This window comes from Paenibacillus catalpae (assembly GCF_900112695.1).
GTDB lineage: Bacteria > Bacillota > Bacilli > Paenibacillales > Paenibacillaceae > Pristimantibacillus > Pristimantibacillus catalpae.
In genome coordinates this window covers 311,785-329,778 of sequence record NZ_FOMT01000005.1, presented here as the reverse complement: position 1 = coordinate 329,778, position 17,994 = coordinate 311,785, and the positions used below count along the sequence as shown (strand labels likewise).

18 protein-coding genes are annotated in these 17,994 nt (G+C 48.6%); 2 read left to right on the top strand and 16 right to left on the bottom strand.

Annotated elements, in window-relative coordinates:
• Positions 1 to 6 precede the first annotated feature (6 nt).
• Positions 7 to 333, bottom strand: coding sequence for a rhodanese-like domain-containing protein (locus tag BM200_RS22935; RefSeq protein ID WP_091188980.1), 327 nt, complete (start codon positions 331 to 333; stop codon positions 7 to 9).
• A 390-nt stretch (positions 334 to 723) separates the two neighbouring features.
• Between BM200_RS22935 and serA the strand changes: the two genes are divergently transcribed.
• The gene (gene serA / locus BM200_RS22930; RefSeq protein ID WP_091188979.1) at positions 724 to 2,316 is read left to right on the top strand and encodes a phosphoglycerate dehydrogenase; all 1,593 of its coding nucleotides are present in this window, start codon (positions 724 to 726) and stop codon (positions 2,314 to 2,316) included.
• A 41-nt stretch (positions 2,317 to 2,357) separates the two neighbouring features.
• Here serA and BM200_RS22925 read toward each other — a convergent pair whose 3' ends face one another.
• A complete protein-coding gene (locus BM200_RS22925) occupies positions 2,358 to 2,921 on the bottom strand; it encodes a hypothetical protein (protein WP_091188978.1) in 564 nt (187 codons plus the stop codon).
• 213 nt (positions 2,922 to 3,134) lie between these two features.
• Here BM200_RS22925 and splB point away from each other — a divergent pair, with 213 nt between their 5' ends.
• On the top strand, positions 3,135 to 4,199 hold the full coding sequence (splB, locus tag BM200_RS22920) for a spore photoproduct lyase (protein WP_091188977.1): 1,065 nt from the start codon (positions 3,135 to 3,137) through the stop codon (positions 4,197 to 4,199).
• A gap of 402 nt (positions 4,200 to 4,601) precedes the next feature.
• On the opposite strand, the gene BM200_RS22915 is transcribed toward splB, so the two are convergent.
• The 14 genes from BM200_RS22915 to BM200_RS22850 form a co-directional block, all read right to left on the bottom strand.
• Positions 4,602 to 6,062 (bottom strand): HAMP domain-containing sensor histidine kinase, encoded by a 1,461-nt coding sequence (locus BM200_RS22915; RefSeq protein WP_091188976.1) that lies wholly within the window; start codon positions 6,060 to 6,062, stop codon positions 4,602 to 4,604.
• Positions 6,062 to 6,778, bottom strand: coding sequence for a response regulator transcription factor (locus BM200_RS22910; RefSeq protein ID WP_015843966.1), 717 nt, complete (start codon positions 6,776 to 6,778; stop codon positions 6,062 to 6,064). Before BM200_RS22910 ends, BM200_RS22915 begins: the two co-directional genes overlap by 1 nt.
• Before the next feature lie 38 nt (positions 6,779 to 6,816).
• Positions 6,817 to 8,076, bottom strand: a complete 1,260-nt coding sequence (gene ccsA / locus BM200_RS22905) for a cytochrome c biogenesis protein CcsA (protein ID WP_091188975.1) — start codon at positions 8,074 to 8,076, stop codon at positions 6,817 to 6,819.
• Positions 8,073 to 9,740, bottom strand: a complete 1,668-nt coding sequence (resB, locus tag BM200_RS22900; protein ID WP_091188974.1) for a cytochrome c biogenesis protein ResB — start codon at positions 9,738 to 9,740, stop codon at positions 8,073 to 8,075. Before resB ends, ccsA begins: the two co-directional genes overlap by 4 nt.
• Before the next feature lie 30 nt (positions 9,741 to 9,770).
• Positions 9,771 to 10,298 (bottom strand): redoxin domain-containing protein, encoded by a 528-nt coding sequence (locus tag BM200_RS22895; RefSeq protein WP_091188973.1) that lies wholly within the window; start codon positions 10,296 to 10,298, stop codon positions 9,771 to 9,773.
• A gap of 91 nt (positions 10,299 to 10,389) precedes the next feature.
• Entirely contained in the window at positions 10,390 to 11,133 is a 744-nt protein-coding gene (locus tag BM200_RS22890) for a pseudouridine synthase (protein ID WP_091189291.1), read from the bottom strand.
• Between the two features lie 55 nt (positions 11,134 to 11,188).
• Entirely contained in the window at positions 11,189 to 11,722 is a 534-nt protein-coding gene (locus tag BM200_RS22885; protein ID WP_091188972.1) for a spore maturation protein, read from the bottom strand.
• Positions 11,715 to 12,401: a nucleoside recognition domain-containing protein gene (locus tag BM200_RS22880; RefSeq protein WP_091188971.1), complete on the bottom strand. Its 687-nt coding sequence runs from the start codon at positions 12,399 to 12,401 to the stop codon at positions 11,715 to 11,717. Before BM200_RS22880 ends, BM200_RS22885 begins: the two co-directional genes overlap by 8 nt.
• A gap of 90 nt (positions 12,402 to 12,491) precedes the next feature.
• Positions 12,492 to 13,616, bottom strand: a complete 1,125-nt coding sequence (locus BM200_RS22875; protein WP_425434616.1) for a D-alanyl-D-alanine carboxypeptidase family protein — start codon at positions 13,614 to 13,616, stop codon at positions 12,492 to 12,494.
• Positions 13,617 to 13,782: 166 nt separating this feature from the next.
• Positions 13,783 to 14,250 carry a GerW family sporulation protein gene (gene ytfJ, locus BM200_RS22870; RefSeq protein ID WP_091188969.1) on the bottom strand — a complete coding sequence of 156 codons (468 nt, stop codon included), beginning with the start codon at positions 14,248 to 14,250 and terminating at the stop codon, positions 13,783 to 13,785.
• A 119-nt stretch (positions 14,251 to 14,369) separates the two neighbouring features.
• Positions 14,370 to 15,059: a DUF2953 domain-containing protein gene (locus tag BM200_RS22865; protein WP_175532976.1), complete on the bottom strand. Its 690-nt coding sequence runs from the start codon at positions 15,057 to 15,059 to the stop codon at positions 14,370 to 14,372.
• A 195-nt stretch (positions 15,060 to 15,254) separates the two neighbouring features.
• On the bottom strand, positions 15,255 to 16,100 hold the full coding sequence (locus BM200_RS22860) for a MetQ/NlpA family ABC transporter substrate-binding protein (protein WP_091188967.1): 846 nt from the start codon (positions 16,098 to 16,100) through the stop codon (positions 15,255 to 15,257).
• A gap of 45 nt (positions 16,101 to 16,145) precedes the next feature.
• On the bottom strand, positions 16,146 to 16,823 hold the full coding sequence (locus tag BM200_RS22855; RefSeq protein WP_175532975.1) for a methionine ABC transporter permease: 678 nt from the start codon (positions 16,821 to 16,823) through the stop codon (positions 16,146 to 16,148).
• On the bottom strand, positions 16,820 to 17,815 hold the full coding sequence (locus BM200_RS22850) for a methionine ABC transporter ATP-binding protein (protein ID WP_091189289.1): 996 nt from the start codon (positions 17,813 to 17,815) through the stop codon (positions 16,820 to 16,822). Before BM200_RS22850 ends, BM200_RS22855 begins: the two co-directional genes overlap by 4 nt.
• Positions 17,816 to 17,994 lie beyond the last annotated feature (179 nt).

The following is a 17,994-nucleotide window of genomic DNA, read 5'->3' as shown; positions in this document are numbered from 1 at the left end:
TAAAGATCAATCATATTGAAATCCTTGTAACGAGGCTATAGCGGCCATTCCTCCGGTAACATTGTGGAGGCTGCTGTAGCCTTGTTCTTCTAAATAATTGCAAACGGCCGCACTTCGAACCCCATGCGCGCATACTATATATAACGGTTTGTCATCCGAAATGGTTCCGAGACTGTAGGGGATTGTATTCATAGGTATTAATCTGGATGATTCCAAATGATAGTAGTCCCATTCAAAACTTTCGCGCACGTCAATCACCTGCTCCGGCTCAATCCGTCCTTCCGCAAGCAGCTGCAGCAGTAATCCGGGCTCCAATTCTTTCCACTCACTCATTACCCAATCTCCCCTGACCCTGATAATATCTCTTGTAATGCTTTGAATCATAACGAAAATTTCACATTTGATCAAGTTTATACATTGCAATTGTCCACCACCTTGCTATAAAATAGTAACGGTTGTCCATAACGGTTTAATCGCGTTTCGTTATATAATAAAGCGTGCATTTTTTCACACATCAGGGACAACAACTGCCATCTATGATTGCCGTATTAAAGACGAATTTCTCGTCCGGCTCGCTCTCGCATTAAGTGCCGGGACGAGGTTTTTTGTTTTAGCAACTATCTATCAGAATACAAATGGACGTGAAGTGCCGACATATCGGGCAAAACGCATGTTTGCTCCTTATGTCGGCACTTCACAAAAATTTTAGGAGGCAATCTACATATGTTTAAAGTGTTAGTATCGGATCCCATCAGTGATCTGGGCATCCAACAGCTTGTAGACGCAGAAGATGTAGCAGTCGACAAAAAGCCTGGACTAAGCGAAGACGAATTGGTAAGCATTATTGGTGAATACGACGCCCTGCTCGTGCGCAGCCAAACGCGCGTAACGCCGCGCATTATGGAAGCCGGCAAACAATTGAAAGTTGTAGGCCGCGCAGGTGTAGGCGTAGACAATATCGATCTGGAAGCAGCAACGCAACGCGGTATTATCGTAATCAATGCACCAGACGGCAACACCATTACAACTTGTGAGCATACGTTTGCCATGATGATGGCGGTTGCCCGTCATATCCCGCAAGCATACCTGAAAACGGTCGGCGGCGTTTGGGACCGTAAATCGTTCCTTGGCGTTGAGCTTCGCAACAAAACGCTTGGCGTTCTTGGTATGGGCCGTATCGGCAGCGAAGTGGCAAAACGCGCTAAAGCATTTGGTATGGAAATCATGGGTTATGACCCGTTCATGACTGAAGAGCGTGCTGAGAAGCTTGGCGTTAAGCTGGCTACCGTTGATGAGATCGTTCGTAACGCTGATTTCATGACTGTGCATACTCCACTTACTCCAGAGACTCGTCACATGATCGGCAAGAAGCAATTCGAAGTGATGAAGCCCGGTATGCGTATCGTTAACTGCGCACGCGGCGGAATTATCGATGAGCTTGCGCTAGTTGAAGCTGTTGATGCTGGTATCGTTGCGGGTGCTGCCTTCGACGTATTCGAAGTAGAGCCTCCGGCTGAGGATCATCCGTTCCTGACTCATCCAAAAATTATCGTTACTCCGCATCTTGGCGCTTCTACGGTTGAAGCACAAGAAAACGTTGCAATTGACGTATCGGAGCAAGTATTGCACATTCTGCGTAATGAGCCGTTCAGCAATGCGGTTAATATGCCTCCTATCCCTGCTAACCTGCAAAGCAAACTGCAGCCATACTACACACTGGGTGAAAAACTCGGCAGCCTGGTTGCGCAAATCACGGAAGGTGCCGTACAAGAAATTACTGTACGTTACTCCGGTGAGCTTGCAGAGGTGGACACTCAGCCGCTGACTCGTTACATTGTCAAAGGCGTGCTGTCGCATCACCTTGGCTCCGACCAAGTGAACGTCGTTAACTCGATGCACCTGGCTAAAGTTCGCGACCTTAACATCGTACAGCAAAAATCCCAGGCTTCCAAAGACTTCACGAACCTGGTAACGGTATCGCTCCGCACGAAAAAAGAAGAGCGTATCGTAGCAGGCACACTGCTTACTGGCTACGGCGAGCGTGTTGTACAAATCGATAAGTTCCCTGTGGACGTTACACCAGAGGGCAACCTGATCCTGATCTCGCATAACGACAAACCGGGCATCATCGGCCGCGTTGGTACGCTCCTTGGCAACAATGACGTGAACATCGCAACGATGCAAGTAGGTCGCCAACTGGTTGGCGGTTCCGCGATTATGGTTCTGACGGTTGATAAAAACGCAGGCAAAGACATCCTTGAGCAACTGACTAACCTGCCTGACCTGAACACTGCAAAAGAAATTACATTGTTCTAATAGAAAGAACGCCGGACATCCATGATGTCCGGCGTTTTGTTTTATTTGCCCATTACAAACCTTATTTCAGACTTTACATGTATTCTCTCTCCTTGACGCTCGTCTGAATGCTCGTCGACCTGTTCAAAATCAGCAGCGCCATAAACCTCATATTCTCCTTCTGGAAGAGTGCCTTTCTGCTGAGCTTCCGATACAGCTTTAATAAAATCGACGAAAGGCTTAGCATCTTCAGAGCTATAGCCACCACTGCCTCTATACAATTCCTTCAAAACTTCACCCTTTTTTAAAGTCGTAATGATTCTTGGCTGATCCATGGAATATACAATCTCATATCCTCTTGTTAGCTCTTTCATCGGAAAATAAAAAGGAGAGGCAGCATGCGCGATTTTAACTTCTGCTTTCTTTCCAACGTACTCTAATTCGGCATACAGCACAATTTTCTCGTCTTTGCCGTAAGCCGGTTTTTCCGACACAAGCCGATACACAAAATCTCCCTCTGTGACCTCCGCTCTTGATCCTAACTCGCCGCTGCTTTCCGAATTCTCCCCTGCAGTGTTACTCGAGTCATTGGCACAACCTGCAGTAACGAACAGAATGGCTATCATAATGACTAATCTTATAAGCAATACCTTAGCACCCCACTATTTGTTATTGATGAATATAAGACGATACAATTACGAATTAAGTTTCTTAACCTAAAACGGATAGGCCAAATAAGTAACAATTGAAGTAAACCACTGAAAAATTTACACAGGTATAGAAAGTTGAACATTAACTTAACTTAAGAATAAAATAAAGAGCTATTGGAGGGAATTGCTGTGTCGAATTCAACCGGAATATTGACTCCGGTACGTGAAACGCAGGTGTTTGTTCCAGAACTTGTGTATTTTGAACCAAGTGCTCTTGATTATCCTAAAGGTCAAAAAATACTTGAATGGGCCAAACAACAAGGACTTCCGATTCAAATGACTACCTCGCACAACCGAATAACTAATTTACCTGGAGACAGCGAATTAGCAAAGTACCGGATTGCTAAACGAACTCTGGTTGTCGGGATCCGCAAAACGTTGAAGTTCGATCAATCCAAGCCATCCGCGGAATATGCCATCCCTATAGCTACAGGGTGCATGGCGCATTGTCATTATTGTTATCTTCAAACTACTCTCGGGGCAAAACCGTATATCCGTATTTACGTAAACACGAACGATATTCTAAAACAAGCAGCCCAGTACATTGAAGAGCGCGCACCAGAGATTACTCGGTTTGAGGCGGCTTGTACCTCTGATCCGGTTGGTCTGGAGCACATTTCCGGCTCTCTGAAGGAATGTATTGAGTTTATGGGTCAGCAGCCCTTGGGAAGGCTTCGATTCGTAACGAAATTTCATCATGTAGAGCCATTGCTTGATGCCAAGCACAATAAGCATACCCGCATTCGTTTCAGTGTTAATGCGAATTACGTCATTAAACATTTTGAGCCCGGCACTTCGAGTTTTTCTGAACGGATTACTGCTGCCCAAAAGATTGCTGCCGCCGGATATCCGCTTGGATTCATTATCGCTCCGATTATTTGGCATGAAGGCTGGGAAGAAGGATACGCTGACCTGATTAAAAGATTGAGCGAGGTTCTTCCGAATGAAAGTATCTCCGATTTAACCTTTGAATTGATTCAGCACCGTTTTACCAAAACGGCAAAAAACATTATCCAGCAGCGTTATCCTAAAACAAAACTGGAAATGGATGAAAATAATCGGAAGTACAAATGGGGCCGTTGGGGACAAGGCAAATATGTATATCCCGACGAGCAGGCAAAATTACTCAAGGAATTTATTTCAGGACAAATAACCGAACATTTCCCGGAAGCAAAAATCGAATACTTCACCTGACTTGCCCTTTGCTTATGTCTTTGTCCTTTCGCTTTTGCTCTTGAGGCCGCTGAGGCTGGCTGAGGCCTTTCCCCGCCACACCATTACATGGTGTGGCATTTTGTCTTTTGGGCCACGCAGCGCGGCCCGGCGGCTTGCGAGAGGGTAAGGGGTAACACTCTTGAGGAGCGCAGCGCCCGCCTTTGTCTCGTCCATTGCCTACCCTGGACCAATTCCAATCAGAGGCAATGGACAGACAACAGCGGCCGAAAGAGCGTTACCCCGTCCCTCGAGCCCATAAGCCACCGGGCCGTACACTTCATCCGTGCCCAAACAACAAAAACCACGCCATGTTCCACGAACAACAAGATTAATCCTCCCATTTCAACAAAAAAACGCTCCCCGCAGGGAGCGTACTGACAACTATTGATTCGATTCGACAGGCAACAGCAAGGTGAATGTCGTTCCCTTGCCGAGGACGCTGTCGACCTCGATGCGGCCGTTATGCTGGGTAATAATATTTTTAACGATGGCAAGACCAAGACCTGTACCGCCCGAAGCACCACGTTTACGTGCTTTGTCGGCCTTGTAGAACCGTTCAAAGATATAGGGAACATCCTCGCTTGGAATTCCCTGGCCTTCATCGGCTACGATCAGCTTCACATAATGTTTCTTGTTGATCGATGCCAGCTGTCCGGCAATCTTGATAGATTTGCCAGCCGGCGTATGTCGAAGCGCATTATCCATCAGATTCGTCAGCACCTGCTCAATCCGATCTTCATCCGCTTCTTGCACAGCAAGCGGCTCTTCCGGCAGATCGGCAATTAAGCTCACATCACGTTCTTTGGCATATACCTGGAACTTCCGATGTACCCGGCGTATGACATGGCGCAGATCAAATTCCTGAAGGCTAAGCTCGACGTGGCCGGCTTCCATCCGGGCCATGTCGAGGAAGTCATTCACCAGCCTGCCCATCCGGAGAGACTCGTCATAGATAACCTGGACAAGCTCTTTCCTCTCCTCCGGAGACGCAACGATATCATCCAGCAGAGCTTCACTATAACCTTGAAGCATCGACAGCGGAGTTCTGATCTCATGCGAGACGTTAGCAACGAAATCTCGTCTCAGCTTCTCGAGCTTATGTTCTTCGGTTACATTCCGGATCACCGCAACCGCACCCCGGACAACACCATCGGTTTGTAGCGGTGCCATAACAACCGACCACACATTGTTATGGACCTGTACTTTATTCGTGCAATCCCGTCCAGCCTGCATAACAAGCTGGAACGTATCCCGCAAGGGACCAGGCACGCTGTGGAATGGAGGTACTTCCTCTTCCTCCCAATCCATGTCCATTTCCAGGACGGACCACCGGCTTAACAGCATATGGCCCGGTGGATTGGTCAGAATCACTTCTCCATCCGCATCAAATGTAATGACCGCGTCCCCCATACTCCGCAGAATACTGGACAGATGCTCCTTCTCGTGATTCAAATCATCGATTAAGGTGCCCAGCTGCTCAGTCATATGGTTAAACGTTTTGGCCAGGTCGCCAATCTCATCCGAGGAACGAATTTGAACCGTTGTCTTATAATTGCCGCCTGCAATCGAATCCGCTGCTTTCTTCAGCTGCAGCAAAGGCTGCTGAATCCGAGAGGATAAGAAGAAGGCAAAGAAGGTAGAGAGCAGAAAGCCGATAATCGCCACCACGATAAACAACACTTTAATCTGGTGCTGGGAATCCTTGAAGGCGATATCTATATACTGGAGCAGGAACGTCCCGAGAATGACAAGGACCAGTGCGACGAGAAACATAATCGTCCACCATAGCTTCCCGACCACTGTATGCAGGGCAAAATGCCCCCAACGCTTGATCAGCCTCATTACTTCGGCACCTCAAGCTTATAACCGACGCCCCATACCGTTGTAATCATCGAAGCAGCATCAGGCGATACCTTGTTTAATTTCTCGCGAAGACGTTTCACATGGGTATCTACGGTACGAAGATCGCCAAAGAATTCATAATTCCATACATCCTTGAGAAGCTCCTCGCGCGAGAAAACTTTATCCGGCGATACCGCCAAATAATGCAGCAGCTCGTACTCCTTCGGAGTGAGGCTCACTTCCTGGCCTCCGGCTGATACCCGGTGCGCATCATGTTCGATGACCAGATGGGGGAATACAATGTTATTGCTCGAATTCACTTCTTTTGTCAAAAAGGCTGTTGCTGACGAGCGGCGCAAAATCGCCTTCACGCGGTAGATGACTTCGCGAGGGCTGAACGGCTTCACGACGTAGTCGTCGGCGCCAACTTCAAATCCTTGCACGCGGTTCATCTCTTCCCCTTTTGCCGTCAGCATAATAACCGGTGTTGCTTTCACTTGCCGTAAACGGGAGCACACCTCCACGCCGTCAATGCCCGGAAGCATTACGTCGAGCAGAATGAGCGCATAGTCGGTTACTGTTGCCAGCCGAAGCGCCGTCTCACCGTCTTCCGCTTCATCGATTAAATAGCCTTCCTTCTCCAGATACATTTTCAGCAAACGACGAATCCGTTCCTCGTCATCTACTACCAGAATACGGCTTGCATAGTCGGACATGCGGTGTTGCTCCTTTCAAATGAGTTTTATAGGAATTATTATACGCCTGCGTAGGAATGCAAACCAGCAATTACGAGGTTTACCCCAACAAGGGTGAACAAAATAACGACGAAACCGATAACCGCAAGCCACGAAGAGCGTTTGCCCTGCCAGCCGCGGGATAAACGGAAGTGCAGATAAGCACTGTAATAGAGCCACGAGATAAGTGCCCATACTTCCTTCGGATCCCATCCCCAGAACCGCCCCCAGGCGATATTGGCCCAGATCATCGCGAAGATAAGCGCACCAAGCGTAAAGATCGGGAAGCCGATCGCAATCGCGCGGTAGCTGATCTCATCCAGATCTTCCGGATCAATGTCCTCCATTAGAGGGTGAATGACTGCGCCGATCCGTTTGCGGAACAACAGACGGATAAGTCCGTACAAGATGGAGCCGCCAATAATAGACCAGATTACCGTATTTAATTTACGCCCTGCATTAACGCCATTCAACCAGCTTGGTGCCTCAAACAGCGGTTTATCCATGCCAAGGAAAGAATCCATATGGTCAGCCGTGCTGTTATAAGGCTTAACAATTGGCGGCAGCGTATATTCCGCCGTATCGGTCGAGGAATGATCCACGCCTTTACTGTCGATGGTGACATTCTCTTGGGTAAATGTCGCCTCGTATCCTGCTCCTCTGAAAATAAATACGACAGCGATAAAGCCAATAACAAGGACAATCGTATATAAAGAAAATTCTACCCAAAATTGATCTCTTCTAGCTTCCTTCGAGGTTTGCTTGAAGTCCACCACGCGGAGCAGGTACATGAGGCCTGCTGCAAAACCTACGGCGAAAAAGGCTTCGCCAAGTGCTGCCGTTGTTACGTGTACTTTCAGCCAGATCGAGCTAAGTGCCGGAATAAGCGGTTGAACCTCCTGCGGGAATACCGACGCGTAAGCAACAACCAATACAACTAGCGGCAAGGCGAACATCCCAAGCAGCGGCTTGCGGTAGATGGCATACACGACCGTAAAGGCAATCATAATCGCCATGCCAAGGAAGGTTATAAATTCGTACATGTTACTGGTCGGAATTTGACCGCTTCCAAACCAGCGGGTGAAGAAGAAGGTCAGATGCGCAACGAGTCCAAGCGTCGAAGTGACGAACGAGATCCGCGACCAGCGTTTTTCATGCTTTTCCGGGTCGCGGTTGCTCCACTTCTTCCCTGCAATCGTTACCACATAGAACAGGAATGCAAAGCAATATAGAAAAAAGGCGGCGATAAAGGCATCGCTGCTGAAATCGACATAACTCACGCGTTATTCCCTCCGTTATCAAGCGACTTTGGATCTACGGCAATTCCGGATTTCCGGAGTGCGTAAGCCACGTCCGCTCTCATGCCGTACCAGTTTTTATTCGTATGGGCGCCAAGCGACAGCTTGCCGCCGTCAATTCGCAGCCAGATGCGCCGATGCTGCCAATAAGAGCCAAGCAACAGGCCAAGCATCGAGATTGCAGCGCCATACCAGACATACGTCAGCGCTTTATCCTTGCGGACATTCAAATAAGTGGAGGCTTCAGCGAAATGAACATTTTCCATCCCGTTTACTTTAATCTCCAGCTTGTCCGAGATGGAAGCATTAAGCTTGTCCTGGTCAAACTTTTCTTTATCCTTCTGCATCGGGAAATAGATATAAGGCTGACCTTTCTCGGGAAGCCCTGGACCCGTAATCAGGAATATAAAGGCCGGAGCATTCGGATCGCGGCTTAATGTAACCGGCTCACCGTCTTCACCAATCCCGAATTCCATGTAATTGGCTGCAAGCTTCATTTTGTAGGGTCCAACCGTGTAATCCAGCGGTGCATCCTTCATCGGCAGATCAAACGGTCCGTAAGTCTCGCCCGTTTCTTTGTTCACTAGTACAGGATTTACACTCTTCAGCTTTGGTGTTACATCATAGTCGAACTGATACAGTTTGATTCCGTCGTACTTGAGAGGATGATTCACCTCGATGTCCTGTTTCTTCACTTCCTTCAAAACAGGTTCGCCGGACGCATTATCGCCGCAATTGCTTGTACATTTGTAGAGTACAGCAGATGTCTCGTAACGCTTCGCTCGGACTGTCCCTTGCAGCTCTGGCGGAAGCTCCTCATCCTTGTAATATTCGACGGTGAACTTCTCGTTTTTCACAAAGTAGTTCGTTCCTTCGATCTGCACCGTATCACCATCCGGAATACTTACATAGCTGTCCATTTGCCAGCCTGGAAGGCTTCGGGCAAGGATAGCCAGAAGGAACAGAATCAGTCCGATGTGATTAATATAAGGGCCCCAGCGGCTAAACCGGTTCTTCTCTGCAAGCATTGCCGTACCGTCTGTATATACCTTGTAATGCTTCTTCTTCATATGAGCGGAGAATTGCTTCACCCACTCTTCGGCGTCGCCATCAACCTGCCCATTGTAGACCGTCTTTTGCCTTGTAATAAACCGTATGTGCTTGCGGATCTGCTGTTTGCTGAGCGCTCTGTACAGCGGCAGCACACGGTCGAGACTGCAAATTACAAGAGACGTGCCGATCATAACCAGCAGCGTAATAAACCACCAAGAATCGTATGTATGAGACAAGCCTAGCTTATAATAAATCTTGCCGGGCAGCCCGTAGGTTTCCTCGTAATACACGGAAGGCTTGAAATTGTTCAGGAAGGACCCTTCCTGCGGGTATATGGTACCCAGCATAGCCGTTACCAGTGTAATTACGATCAGGTATACGGCAATTTTGACGGATGAGAAGAAATTCCAAATCTTATCAATCGGATTCGGATTACTCTTCTGCGACCGCCGCGCCACGCCGTCGTAGCGCATCTCAAGAGGGGCATCACTCTCTGCGTCTTCCATGAGCGGCTTGCCGCAGCTCTCGCACAAGACCGTTCCAACCGCATTCTGATGCCCGCATTCGCATTTCGTGTTATGTAGCGATAACACAGTGAAACCTCCTAGTATAGCAAGTCCATCTTACTGAAGCAGCTGGTCGACCCGGGAATCAATATCTTTCTCCGTCATCCCGCCTACAAACACATCGAGAATAGTCCCGTCCGGTTTGACAAAAAAGGTCGTCGGGTAGGACTCCAGCCCGTATTTATGCTCCGTCTTCCGGTTCACATCACGCAGGATCGGATAGCTCAGATCAAAACGGTGCACGAAATTGTTCACCGTTAGCGTATCCTCGCTTAAATTAATCGCCAATACCTCGAGACCTGAATCCTTCCATTTCTCGAATTGGCGTTCAAACTCCGGCATTTCCTTCACGCAAGGCGGACAAAAGCTCCCCCAGAAGTTAATGACAACGGCTTTGCCTTTATAATCGGAAAGATTGTGCGTATTGCCCTGCAAATCAGCCAATGCAAAATCGGGCGGCTGTTCCCCGATCTTCGGGATTCCCCCGTCCTTGGCGGCGAATAAGGTATTGCCAATGGCATATCCGCCTACAACCAGCACGGCAAGCAGAATGACAATTTGCACCGTTTTTCGATACTTGCCCATTCCCGTCCCATCACCTACATTTCACCATTGATGTCAGCTTAGAATACATTCATTATAACGAAAAATGGGCGGCAATAACCGCTGCCGCCGTTTACTTTTTATGAACTTTATGTGTCTTGCGAGCCGCTTCTCTCAGCTCTTTCACTTCCACAGGTGTGAGGTGTCTGAACTGTCCTCTCGCCAATGTCCGAAGCCCCAGGTCGCCGAATTTCACCCGTCTCAGCTTCACGACCGGATGCTTGATCGCATCAAACATGCGTCGCACCTGCCGGTTGCGGCCTTCGTAAATGGTGATGCGGATCGTAGACGAATTATTCTCTTCATCCACATCCTGATATTCAACCTCCGCAGGAGCTGTCATTCCGTCCTCAAGCATAACACCCTTCTTGAGCTGATCCAGCAAAGAGCCATGTGGTACGCCCTTCACCGTTGCGTAGTAGGTCTTAGGAACGTGATGGCTCGGATGCGTAAGCAAGTTAGCGAATTCGCCGTCATTGGTCAGCAGAAGCAGACCTTCCGTATCATAATCCAGACGTCCAACCGGGTAGACGCGCTCTCGAATGCCGGGCAAAAAATCAGCCACCACTTTGCGCCCTTGAGGATCCTTAGCGCTTGTGATGACACCTCTTGGCTTATTCAGCATCAAATAGATCTTTTTCTCGCTGCGGATCGGCCTGCCGTTAACCGTAATCTCATCTGCTTCCGGATCCGCTTTAACTCCTAATGTTGTCACTTTCTCGCCGTTAACTTCAACGGCACCGGCAAGAATAAGCTCTTCGCATTTTCGACGGGATGCGACACCCGCTTGCGCTAATATTTTCTGTAAACGTTCCAATGCTTTCACCTCAAACTCCATCATACCGATATGGAAGGGAAAGCACAAGCGCGGACTACTTGAATATGTACAAACAAATAAGTATCGCTGCCAAAAACCCGACCAAATCGGAGAATAAGCCCACTTTCAGGGCATATTTGGTTTTACGGATTCCGATAGCGCCAAAATAAACGGTCAGCACATACAGCGTAGTATCCGTGCTCCCTTGAATGGTGGATGCGATACGCCCGATCATAGAATCCGGACCATGTGTTGCAATAAGGTCGGCAGTGAATGCAAGCGAACCCGCTCCGGTAAGCGGTCTAAGTATGCCAAGCGGCAACACTTCCGTAGGGATGCTCAGCCAGTCAAATAACGGGCGTACAGCGCCAAGCATCAGATCCATCGCACCGGATGCGCGGAACATACTGATTGCAACCATCATGCCGACAAGCGAAGGGATGATATTGATGGCCGTGCCAAAGCCGTCTTTGGCACCTTCAACAAATGTTTCGTATACGGGAACCTTGCGAAACGCTGCGTACAAAGGAATAAAGACTATAATAGCAGGAATTAGCCATGCAGACAGGCGTGTAAATAAATCAAACAACTTTTCCACCTCCACTTTTACGGAGTGAGGCTGTTGCCGCTATTGGCGGCGGATCTATTGACTTCTGGATTGGTATTTGTTTGTGGTGAATGCCTGGAGGCGGTGACGATCGCCTGCGGTACCATCGGTCTGCCAGAATCGCAGCGCCTGTTGCAACAAAGGTCGCGGCAAGCGTTGTACCGACGATTTCCGCAGGATTCGCCGAACCGTAATTCATTCGGATCGCAATAAGCGTCGTGGGGACAAGAGTAATGCTTGACGTATTTAAGGCGAGCAAGGTACACATCGCCGGCGTGGCTGTTGTCTGGTCGGGATTAAGCTTCTGGAGCTCCTGCATAGCCTTGATTCCCATTGGCGTAGCTGCATTGCCCAGCCCGAACAGATTGGCGCTTAAATTACTCATAATATAGCCCATAGCAGGATGATTGGCCGGAACGTCCGGGAACAGGCGGCGTATAACCGGACTTAACAGCTTGGCAAGCTTTTTGAGCACGCCGGCATCCTCGGCAATCCTCATCATCCCCAGCCAGAACACCATAATGCTGATTAAGCCGAAGCTGATTGTCACGCCTGATTTCGCCCCGTCAAATGCCGCCTGCGTTACCGCATCAATCCGGCCGTTAATGGCTGCTACAACTACACTGATCACAATAAAAAACAACCATATCCAGTTCACCATAATTGGCTTACCTCCCCCGATTAGCCAAGTGTAGCTGCTCCATCCTAATGGAGGGGCAGCATTCGTTTCGTAAACGGCTGCGCCGTCTTTTTAGAATAAGGCATTTATAACAGAAGTTATCGAATGTTTGAAGCTTCCACGCTCATTTGCTGCCTTCCGATAATCAAGCATTGCGGCATTCGACATCGGCTTGCGTTCCGGCAAATTCATTCGCGCGCTTCCGATATCATAAACAGGAATGGAGCCGATCAACTGATTGTTGAGGTACCATTCCAGCGCACCGCGTTCCCCAAGCTTATAATTCATCGTTGCCATATCAAGAACAACCAGTCGGGATTGCAGACTGCCCCGCTCCTCTTCGGCTAACGGATAATAGAACGAATTACCCACTGCATACGGATAGCCGGCTAACGTCTGACCTTTGCTCGCCACTTCCATAAGCGGATAGTATTTGAAGCCCCAATCCAGCATTTGGCGGTGATCTATCCAGTCATCACGGTCATTCAGCGTAACCGCCGCAAGCTGCTGTCCATTCCGGGTTGCCGAGCTCACAAGACAACGCAGCGCTTTTTTGGTATACCCGGTTTTAACACCGTCCGCACCCTCGTACATCGCCAGCATTTTATTCTTGTTGGTCCAGCTGTACTGCCACTTCTCATGCGGATTCGGGACGCTCTTCACCTTGGTGCTTACAATCTCTGCGAATACCGGATTTCGAAGCGCGTAGGCTGTCAGCTTCGCAAGGTCATTGGCGGATGAATAGTGTCCTTCAACATCCAGGCCATGCGGGTTTTTGAATTGAGTATGCGTAAGGCCAAGCATCTCCGCCTTCTGATTCATGAGATGAACAAAGCCCTCCTCCGAACCTCCTACATGTTCCGCGATAGCAGTTGCCGCATCATTACCCGAACGGAGCATAAGCCCGTATAACATATTCAGCAGAGACATTTCCTCGCCAAGCTGCAAATAAATCGAGGAGCCTTCCTTGCCGACGGCTTTACTGCTTGTCTTCACTTTGTCCGACAGCTTTCCATGCTCGATAGCAACGATAGCTGTCATGATCTTCGTCAGGCTCGCAATCCGCATGGATTGATCCCCGTTCTCGCTATACAATACTCTTCCGGACTTCACATCAATGAGCGCAGAAGCATTTGCACTTGTGTGGTACGACCTTGGTGCCGCTTTTGCGGAAGTAATGAAGCTTGTCCCCCATATCAAACTTGCTATCCATAATCCTATTCCAATTCGGCGAGTAACCCTCACGTTTTTCGTTGCTCCTTTCCTATCGTCAGCCCTCACCTTGTACAGTATATGCTTAGGGAGGGCAGATTAAGACATGCTTGCCCCCAGAAATGAAAAACTGCCCTTGCGGGCAGTTCCTCTAGATGAGGGTGTCGTTTCCATCTGTTATATAGTCACTTGACCCTGCTGCCGAAGTTTTGAACATATGCTGTACTTTATCGAATACAACAGGGGCGGAATCAATGATACGCTCCATCAAGTGCGTTTGATTATCAAGCGGTACAATCTTCACGCCATGTGTTCCTACAACAAGAAACGCGATTGGTGTAATTGAGACACCGCCACCGCTGCCGCCGCCAAAAGGTCCAGCAACACTGGCATTATGGTTATGGCCGTCGGATGGCGTTGCATGCTCGTGCGAAGCATTGCCGTCGTAACGGATGTCGCTGCCGCCAGCCACGAAGCCGAAGCCAACTTTGGAGATCGGCATAATGATGCTGCCGTCCGGCGTTTGGACAGGATCGCCAACGATCGTATTGACATCGACCATCTCTTTAATATTTTCCATTGCGGTCTGCATTAGGCCTTGAATCGGATGTTCTGGCATTGTGACTCCTCCTGAAATTAGATTGTGTTTGTGCGTTATGGATGAGGACTCGCCTACACTTTTGGTATTGTGCTCATCACGGGGGTGGACTATGTATGGAACCAATCGTCAACTCCAAACTATACTTTAAATAACAGGGTTCTCCAGGCTTGCACGCCTTCCTTCGCTTTTTTCAAACGGACAAGCAAATGCAGCCCCGCCATTATGGCATTGCCTAACCCGATTTTGGCTCTGCAAGACCATTCCGTTTTAAAACACGGCTGTGCATACACCGGCTTTACATCAACAAGGGGATTTGCCTTCAGCTTGACGAATTGGGATAGTACTCCGAGGGTTGTCGTTTTTACCGACCATAACAATCCCGTTGCCATAGCCGTCCACATCGCATCTCCCGTGCCAACGGAGCTTGACCATTTCCACTCCTCCAGCCTGACCTTCGCTAACGTTTGCTTTGCCCAGTGCGACAGGTTATGAGTAAGGGCAGCAGCACGCTTATATTTTTCGATTCCAGCCATCACACGATGCGTGTCAAACTCATCATTTTTTTCATTTTTGCTGCTCATGCCGATGCTTGTTCCCATTAAATGCTCGTGCAGACGGATAGCCTTGCCGCTGAAATCAACCGAGCGTATCTTCAACTTATATCGCAGTAAACCAAAGACCGCCTTGAACTTGATCTCGATGTCGTCATTCTCTCCATCACGTCTCATTTGACCTTGAATCACGACTGGTGATATCAAGATAATGAGAAGGAAAAGCACAATAATGAGGCCGGCTGCAAGTACCCACGAATACGGATAACCGATCATTCCATGCTTCCTCCATATTCCCGAAAATAGGTTACATTTAGTATGGCTTGCCAAATGGATTTCATGCAAAAAAAGCCCCGGCATTAAAGGATCCTAGGGGCTGATATAAGGAATGAAATGTTGTTTCGAGAATAGTAGAGGAACATAAAAGAAAGACCGATCCGATTAAACGGAGCGGTCTTTCTTCAGTCCTGATTATTCGAATGCCGGTACAATCGCACCCGCATATTTATCTTCAATGAATTTTTTCACATCCGGGGATTGCAATGCGGCAGCCAGCGCTTTCATAGCTTCGGAATCCTTATTGTCCGGACGAGCGACAAGAATATTGACATAAGGAGAGTCGCTTCCCTCGATGAAGAGCGCATCCTTGGTAGGTACGAGATCTGCTTCAAGCGCAAAATTAGAATTGATTATAGCAAGATCGACTTCACCCAATACACGTGGAAGAGTTGCAGCTTCTACCTCAGTAATTTTCAGGTTTTTCGGATTTTCTGTAATATCATGCACAGTAGCGGCAACGCCTACTCCGTCCTTAAGTTTAATCAGGTTGTTTGCGGCAAGCAGTTGAAGCGCTCGGCCGCCGTTGGTAGGGTCATTCGGAATGACCACCTTAGCGCCGTCCTTCAATTCATCCGTGCTTTTAACTTTTTTCGAATAAGCGCCCATTGGCTCAATGTGAACGCCTGCGACGCTGACCAGATCGTAACCTTTGTCCTTATTGAACTGATCAAGATAAGGCGTATGCTGGAAGAAGTTCGCGTCAAGCTGTTTTTCATACAGCTGCGTATTTGGCTGAACATAGTCGTTAAATTCAACAACCTCAAGATTGATTCCTTGTTCTTTCAAAGCAGGCTTGATGTAATTAAGAATTTCCGAGTGTGGAACCGGTGTAGCACCAACTTTTAAAGTTACTTCTTTTACTGTGTTGTTGCCGTTACCTGCTGATGTGTTGTCTGAGTTTTCTTCTTTCTTTGCTCCGCATGCGGACAATGCGATAACAAGCGAAAGCGCAAGCAGGATGAAACCAAATTTCTTCATTCTCCATTCCTCCATCTTCTGTATGTTGCTTCTATGTTGTCCACCTTACTTCCGGCTGAACCGGCGAACCAAATGGTCGCCTGCCATCTGCAGGAGTTGAACCAAAATAATAAGCAGCGCGACCGTAACGATCATAACGCTGAGCTGGAACCGTTGGTAACCGTATCGAAGGGCTAGATCACCTAGACCTCCGCCGCCAATTACGCCTGCCATTGCCGTATAGGACACCAGCGTAACTGCGGTAATCGTAATCCCCGCCAACAAGCCCGGTCTGGCTTCAAGCAGTAGCACGCGTCTTACGATATCCCATCTGGAAGCTCCCATCGCTTGTGCCGCCTCGATTACGCCTCGATCCACTTCCCGCAATGATGTCTCTACCAATCTGGCAAAAAACGGTGCAGCCGCCACGACAAGCGGCGGAATCGTGCCTTGAACGCCAAGTGTCGTACCCGTCAGGATCTTTGTCAACGGCATGATCAGAATCATCAGGATGACGAAGGGAACCGAGCGCAATATGTTAACAACAAACGATAACAAGACATAAACAACAGGCTGTTCAAGCAGCTGCCTTCTTGAGGTCAGGAACAGGACGACCCCAATCAGGATCCCGATAATCACGGTAAAGAAAAGCGAGACGCCAATCATGGTCAGCGTGTCTTTGGATGCCGGCCAAATATCCTCCCAGCGCACCTGGCTCCAATCAATCTTTTGCTTCAGCATCATTTCAAATCACCTACTTCCAGCCCTTTGGCCCGAAGCTCATTTAACACTGTATTGATCTCCGCGTCTGCACCAATAAACTCGATAACCAGCTGCCCATAAGGCGTATTTTTCATTCGGGACACCGTTCCTTGCAAAATCGTGAACTGAACGGCGGTCGATTTGACCGCGTTGAATAGAAGCGGCTCATAAGTAATCTCGCCAACGTAATTGATCTTCACGAGACGCCCGTCTCTTGTGCCGATAAGCTCGCGCGGATCAAACGAGTCTGCGATTTGGCTGACGAAATCCATCGTAATCGAATGCTGCGGCTTTAAGAACACATCCAGCACATCCCCCATCTCGACGATTTCGCCGCCGTCAATAACGGCAACGCGGTCGCAGATCGAACGGATAACATGCATCTCATGCGTAATGAGCAGGATCGTTATGCCCAGCTTCTGATTGATATCCATTAGCAGAGAAAGAATGGCGTTTGTCGTTTGCGGATCCAGCGCCGAGGTAGCTTCGTCGCAAAGGAGCACATCCGGATTGTTCGCAAGTGCTCTTGCGATGCCAACGCGCTGCTTCTGTCCGCCGGAGAGCTGAGCCGGATATTTATCTGCATGCTGATCCAGCCCCACCAGCTTCAACAGCTCATCTACCCTTTGTTTGATTGCCGCTCTAGGCATCTTCGCAAGCTCTAGCGGAAACGAGATATTATCGCGGACCGTCGCCATCGACAACAAATTAAAATGCTGAAAAATCATGCCGATTCTGCGGCGTTCCTTCTGCAGCTGATTCGTCGATAACCGGGTCAGCTCCACGTCGCCTACTTTAACCGAACCGGAAGTCGGACGCTCCAGCAAATTAACGCAGCGGAGCAAGGTGCTCTTTCCTGCACCGGAATGCCCGATAATGCCGAAGATTTCGCCTTTTTGAATGGTTAGGCTTATATTTTTAACAGCTTCAACGCTGCTACCGTATGTTTTACTTATGTCCAAAAGCTCAATCAGTGGAATTACCTCCTGCCATCCATCGTATGCCATTACTGCTAGAATCCCCTGATGCAACAGGTTCATCCTTTCCTATAAAAAAAGAACAACCGCCATTATAACCAACTTTCAGCGTTGTTGTCACTAGATAAAAAAGTAAAAAGGTCCGTTATCCCGCTGTAACGGGAAATAACGGACCA

Bases quoted from the DNA above. Each gene is read 5' to 3' on its own strand.
- BM200_RS22935 (WP_091188980.1), bottom strand. From the start codon at position 333: ATGAGTGAGTGGAAAGAATTGGAGCCCGGATTACTGCTGCAGCTGCTT.
- serA (WP_091188979.1), top strand. From the start codon at position 724: ATGTTTAAAGTGTTAGTATCGGATCCCATCAGTGATCTGGGCATCCAA.
- BM200_RS22925 (WP_091188978.1), bottom strand. From the start codon at position 2,921: ATGATAGCCATTCTGTTCGTTACTGCAGGTTGTGCCAATGACTCGAGT.
- BM200_RS22915 (WP_091188976.1), bottom strand. From the start codon at position 6,062: ATGAGGCTGATCAAGCGTTGGGGGCATTTTGCCCTGCATACAGTGGTC.
- BM200_RS22910 (WP_015843966.1), bottom strand. From the start codon at position 6,778: ATGTCCGACTATGCAAGCCGTATTCTGGTAGTAGATGACGAGGAACGG.
- BM200_RS22895 (WP_091188973.1), bottom strand. From the start codon at position 10,298: ATGGGCAAGTATCGAAAAACGGTGCAAATTGTCATTCTGCTTGCCGTG.
- BM200_RS22880 (WP_091188971.1), bottom strand. From the start codon at position 12,401: ATGGTGAACTGGATATGGTTGTTTTTTATTGTGATCAGTGTAGTTGTA.
- ytfJ (WP_091188969.1), bottom strand. From the start codon at position 14,250: ATGCCAGAACATCCGATTCAAGGCCTAATGCAGACCGCAATGGAAAAT.
- BM200_RS22865 (WP_175532976.1), bottom strand. From the start codon at position 15,059: ATGATCGGTTATCCGTATTCGTGGGTACTTGCAGCCGGCCTCATTATT.
- BM200_RS22860 (WP_091188967.1), bottom strand. From the start codon at position 16,100: ATGAAGAAATTTGGTTTCATCCTGCTTGCGCTTTCGCTTGTTATCGCA.
- BM200_RS22855 (WP_175532975.1), bottom strand. From the start codon at position 16,823: ATGATGCTGAAGCAAAAGATTGATTGGAGCCAGGTGCGCTGGGAGGAT.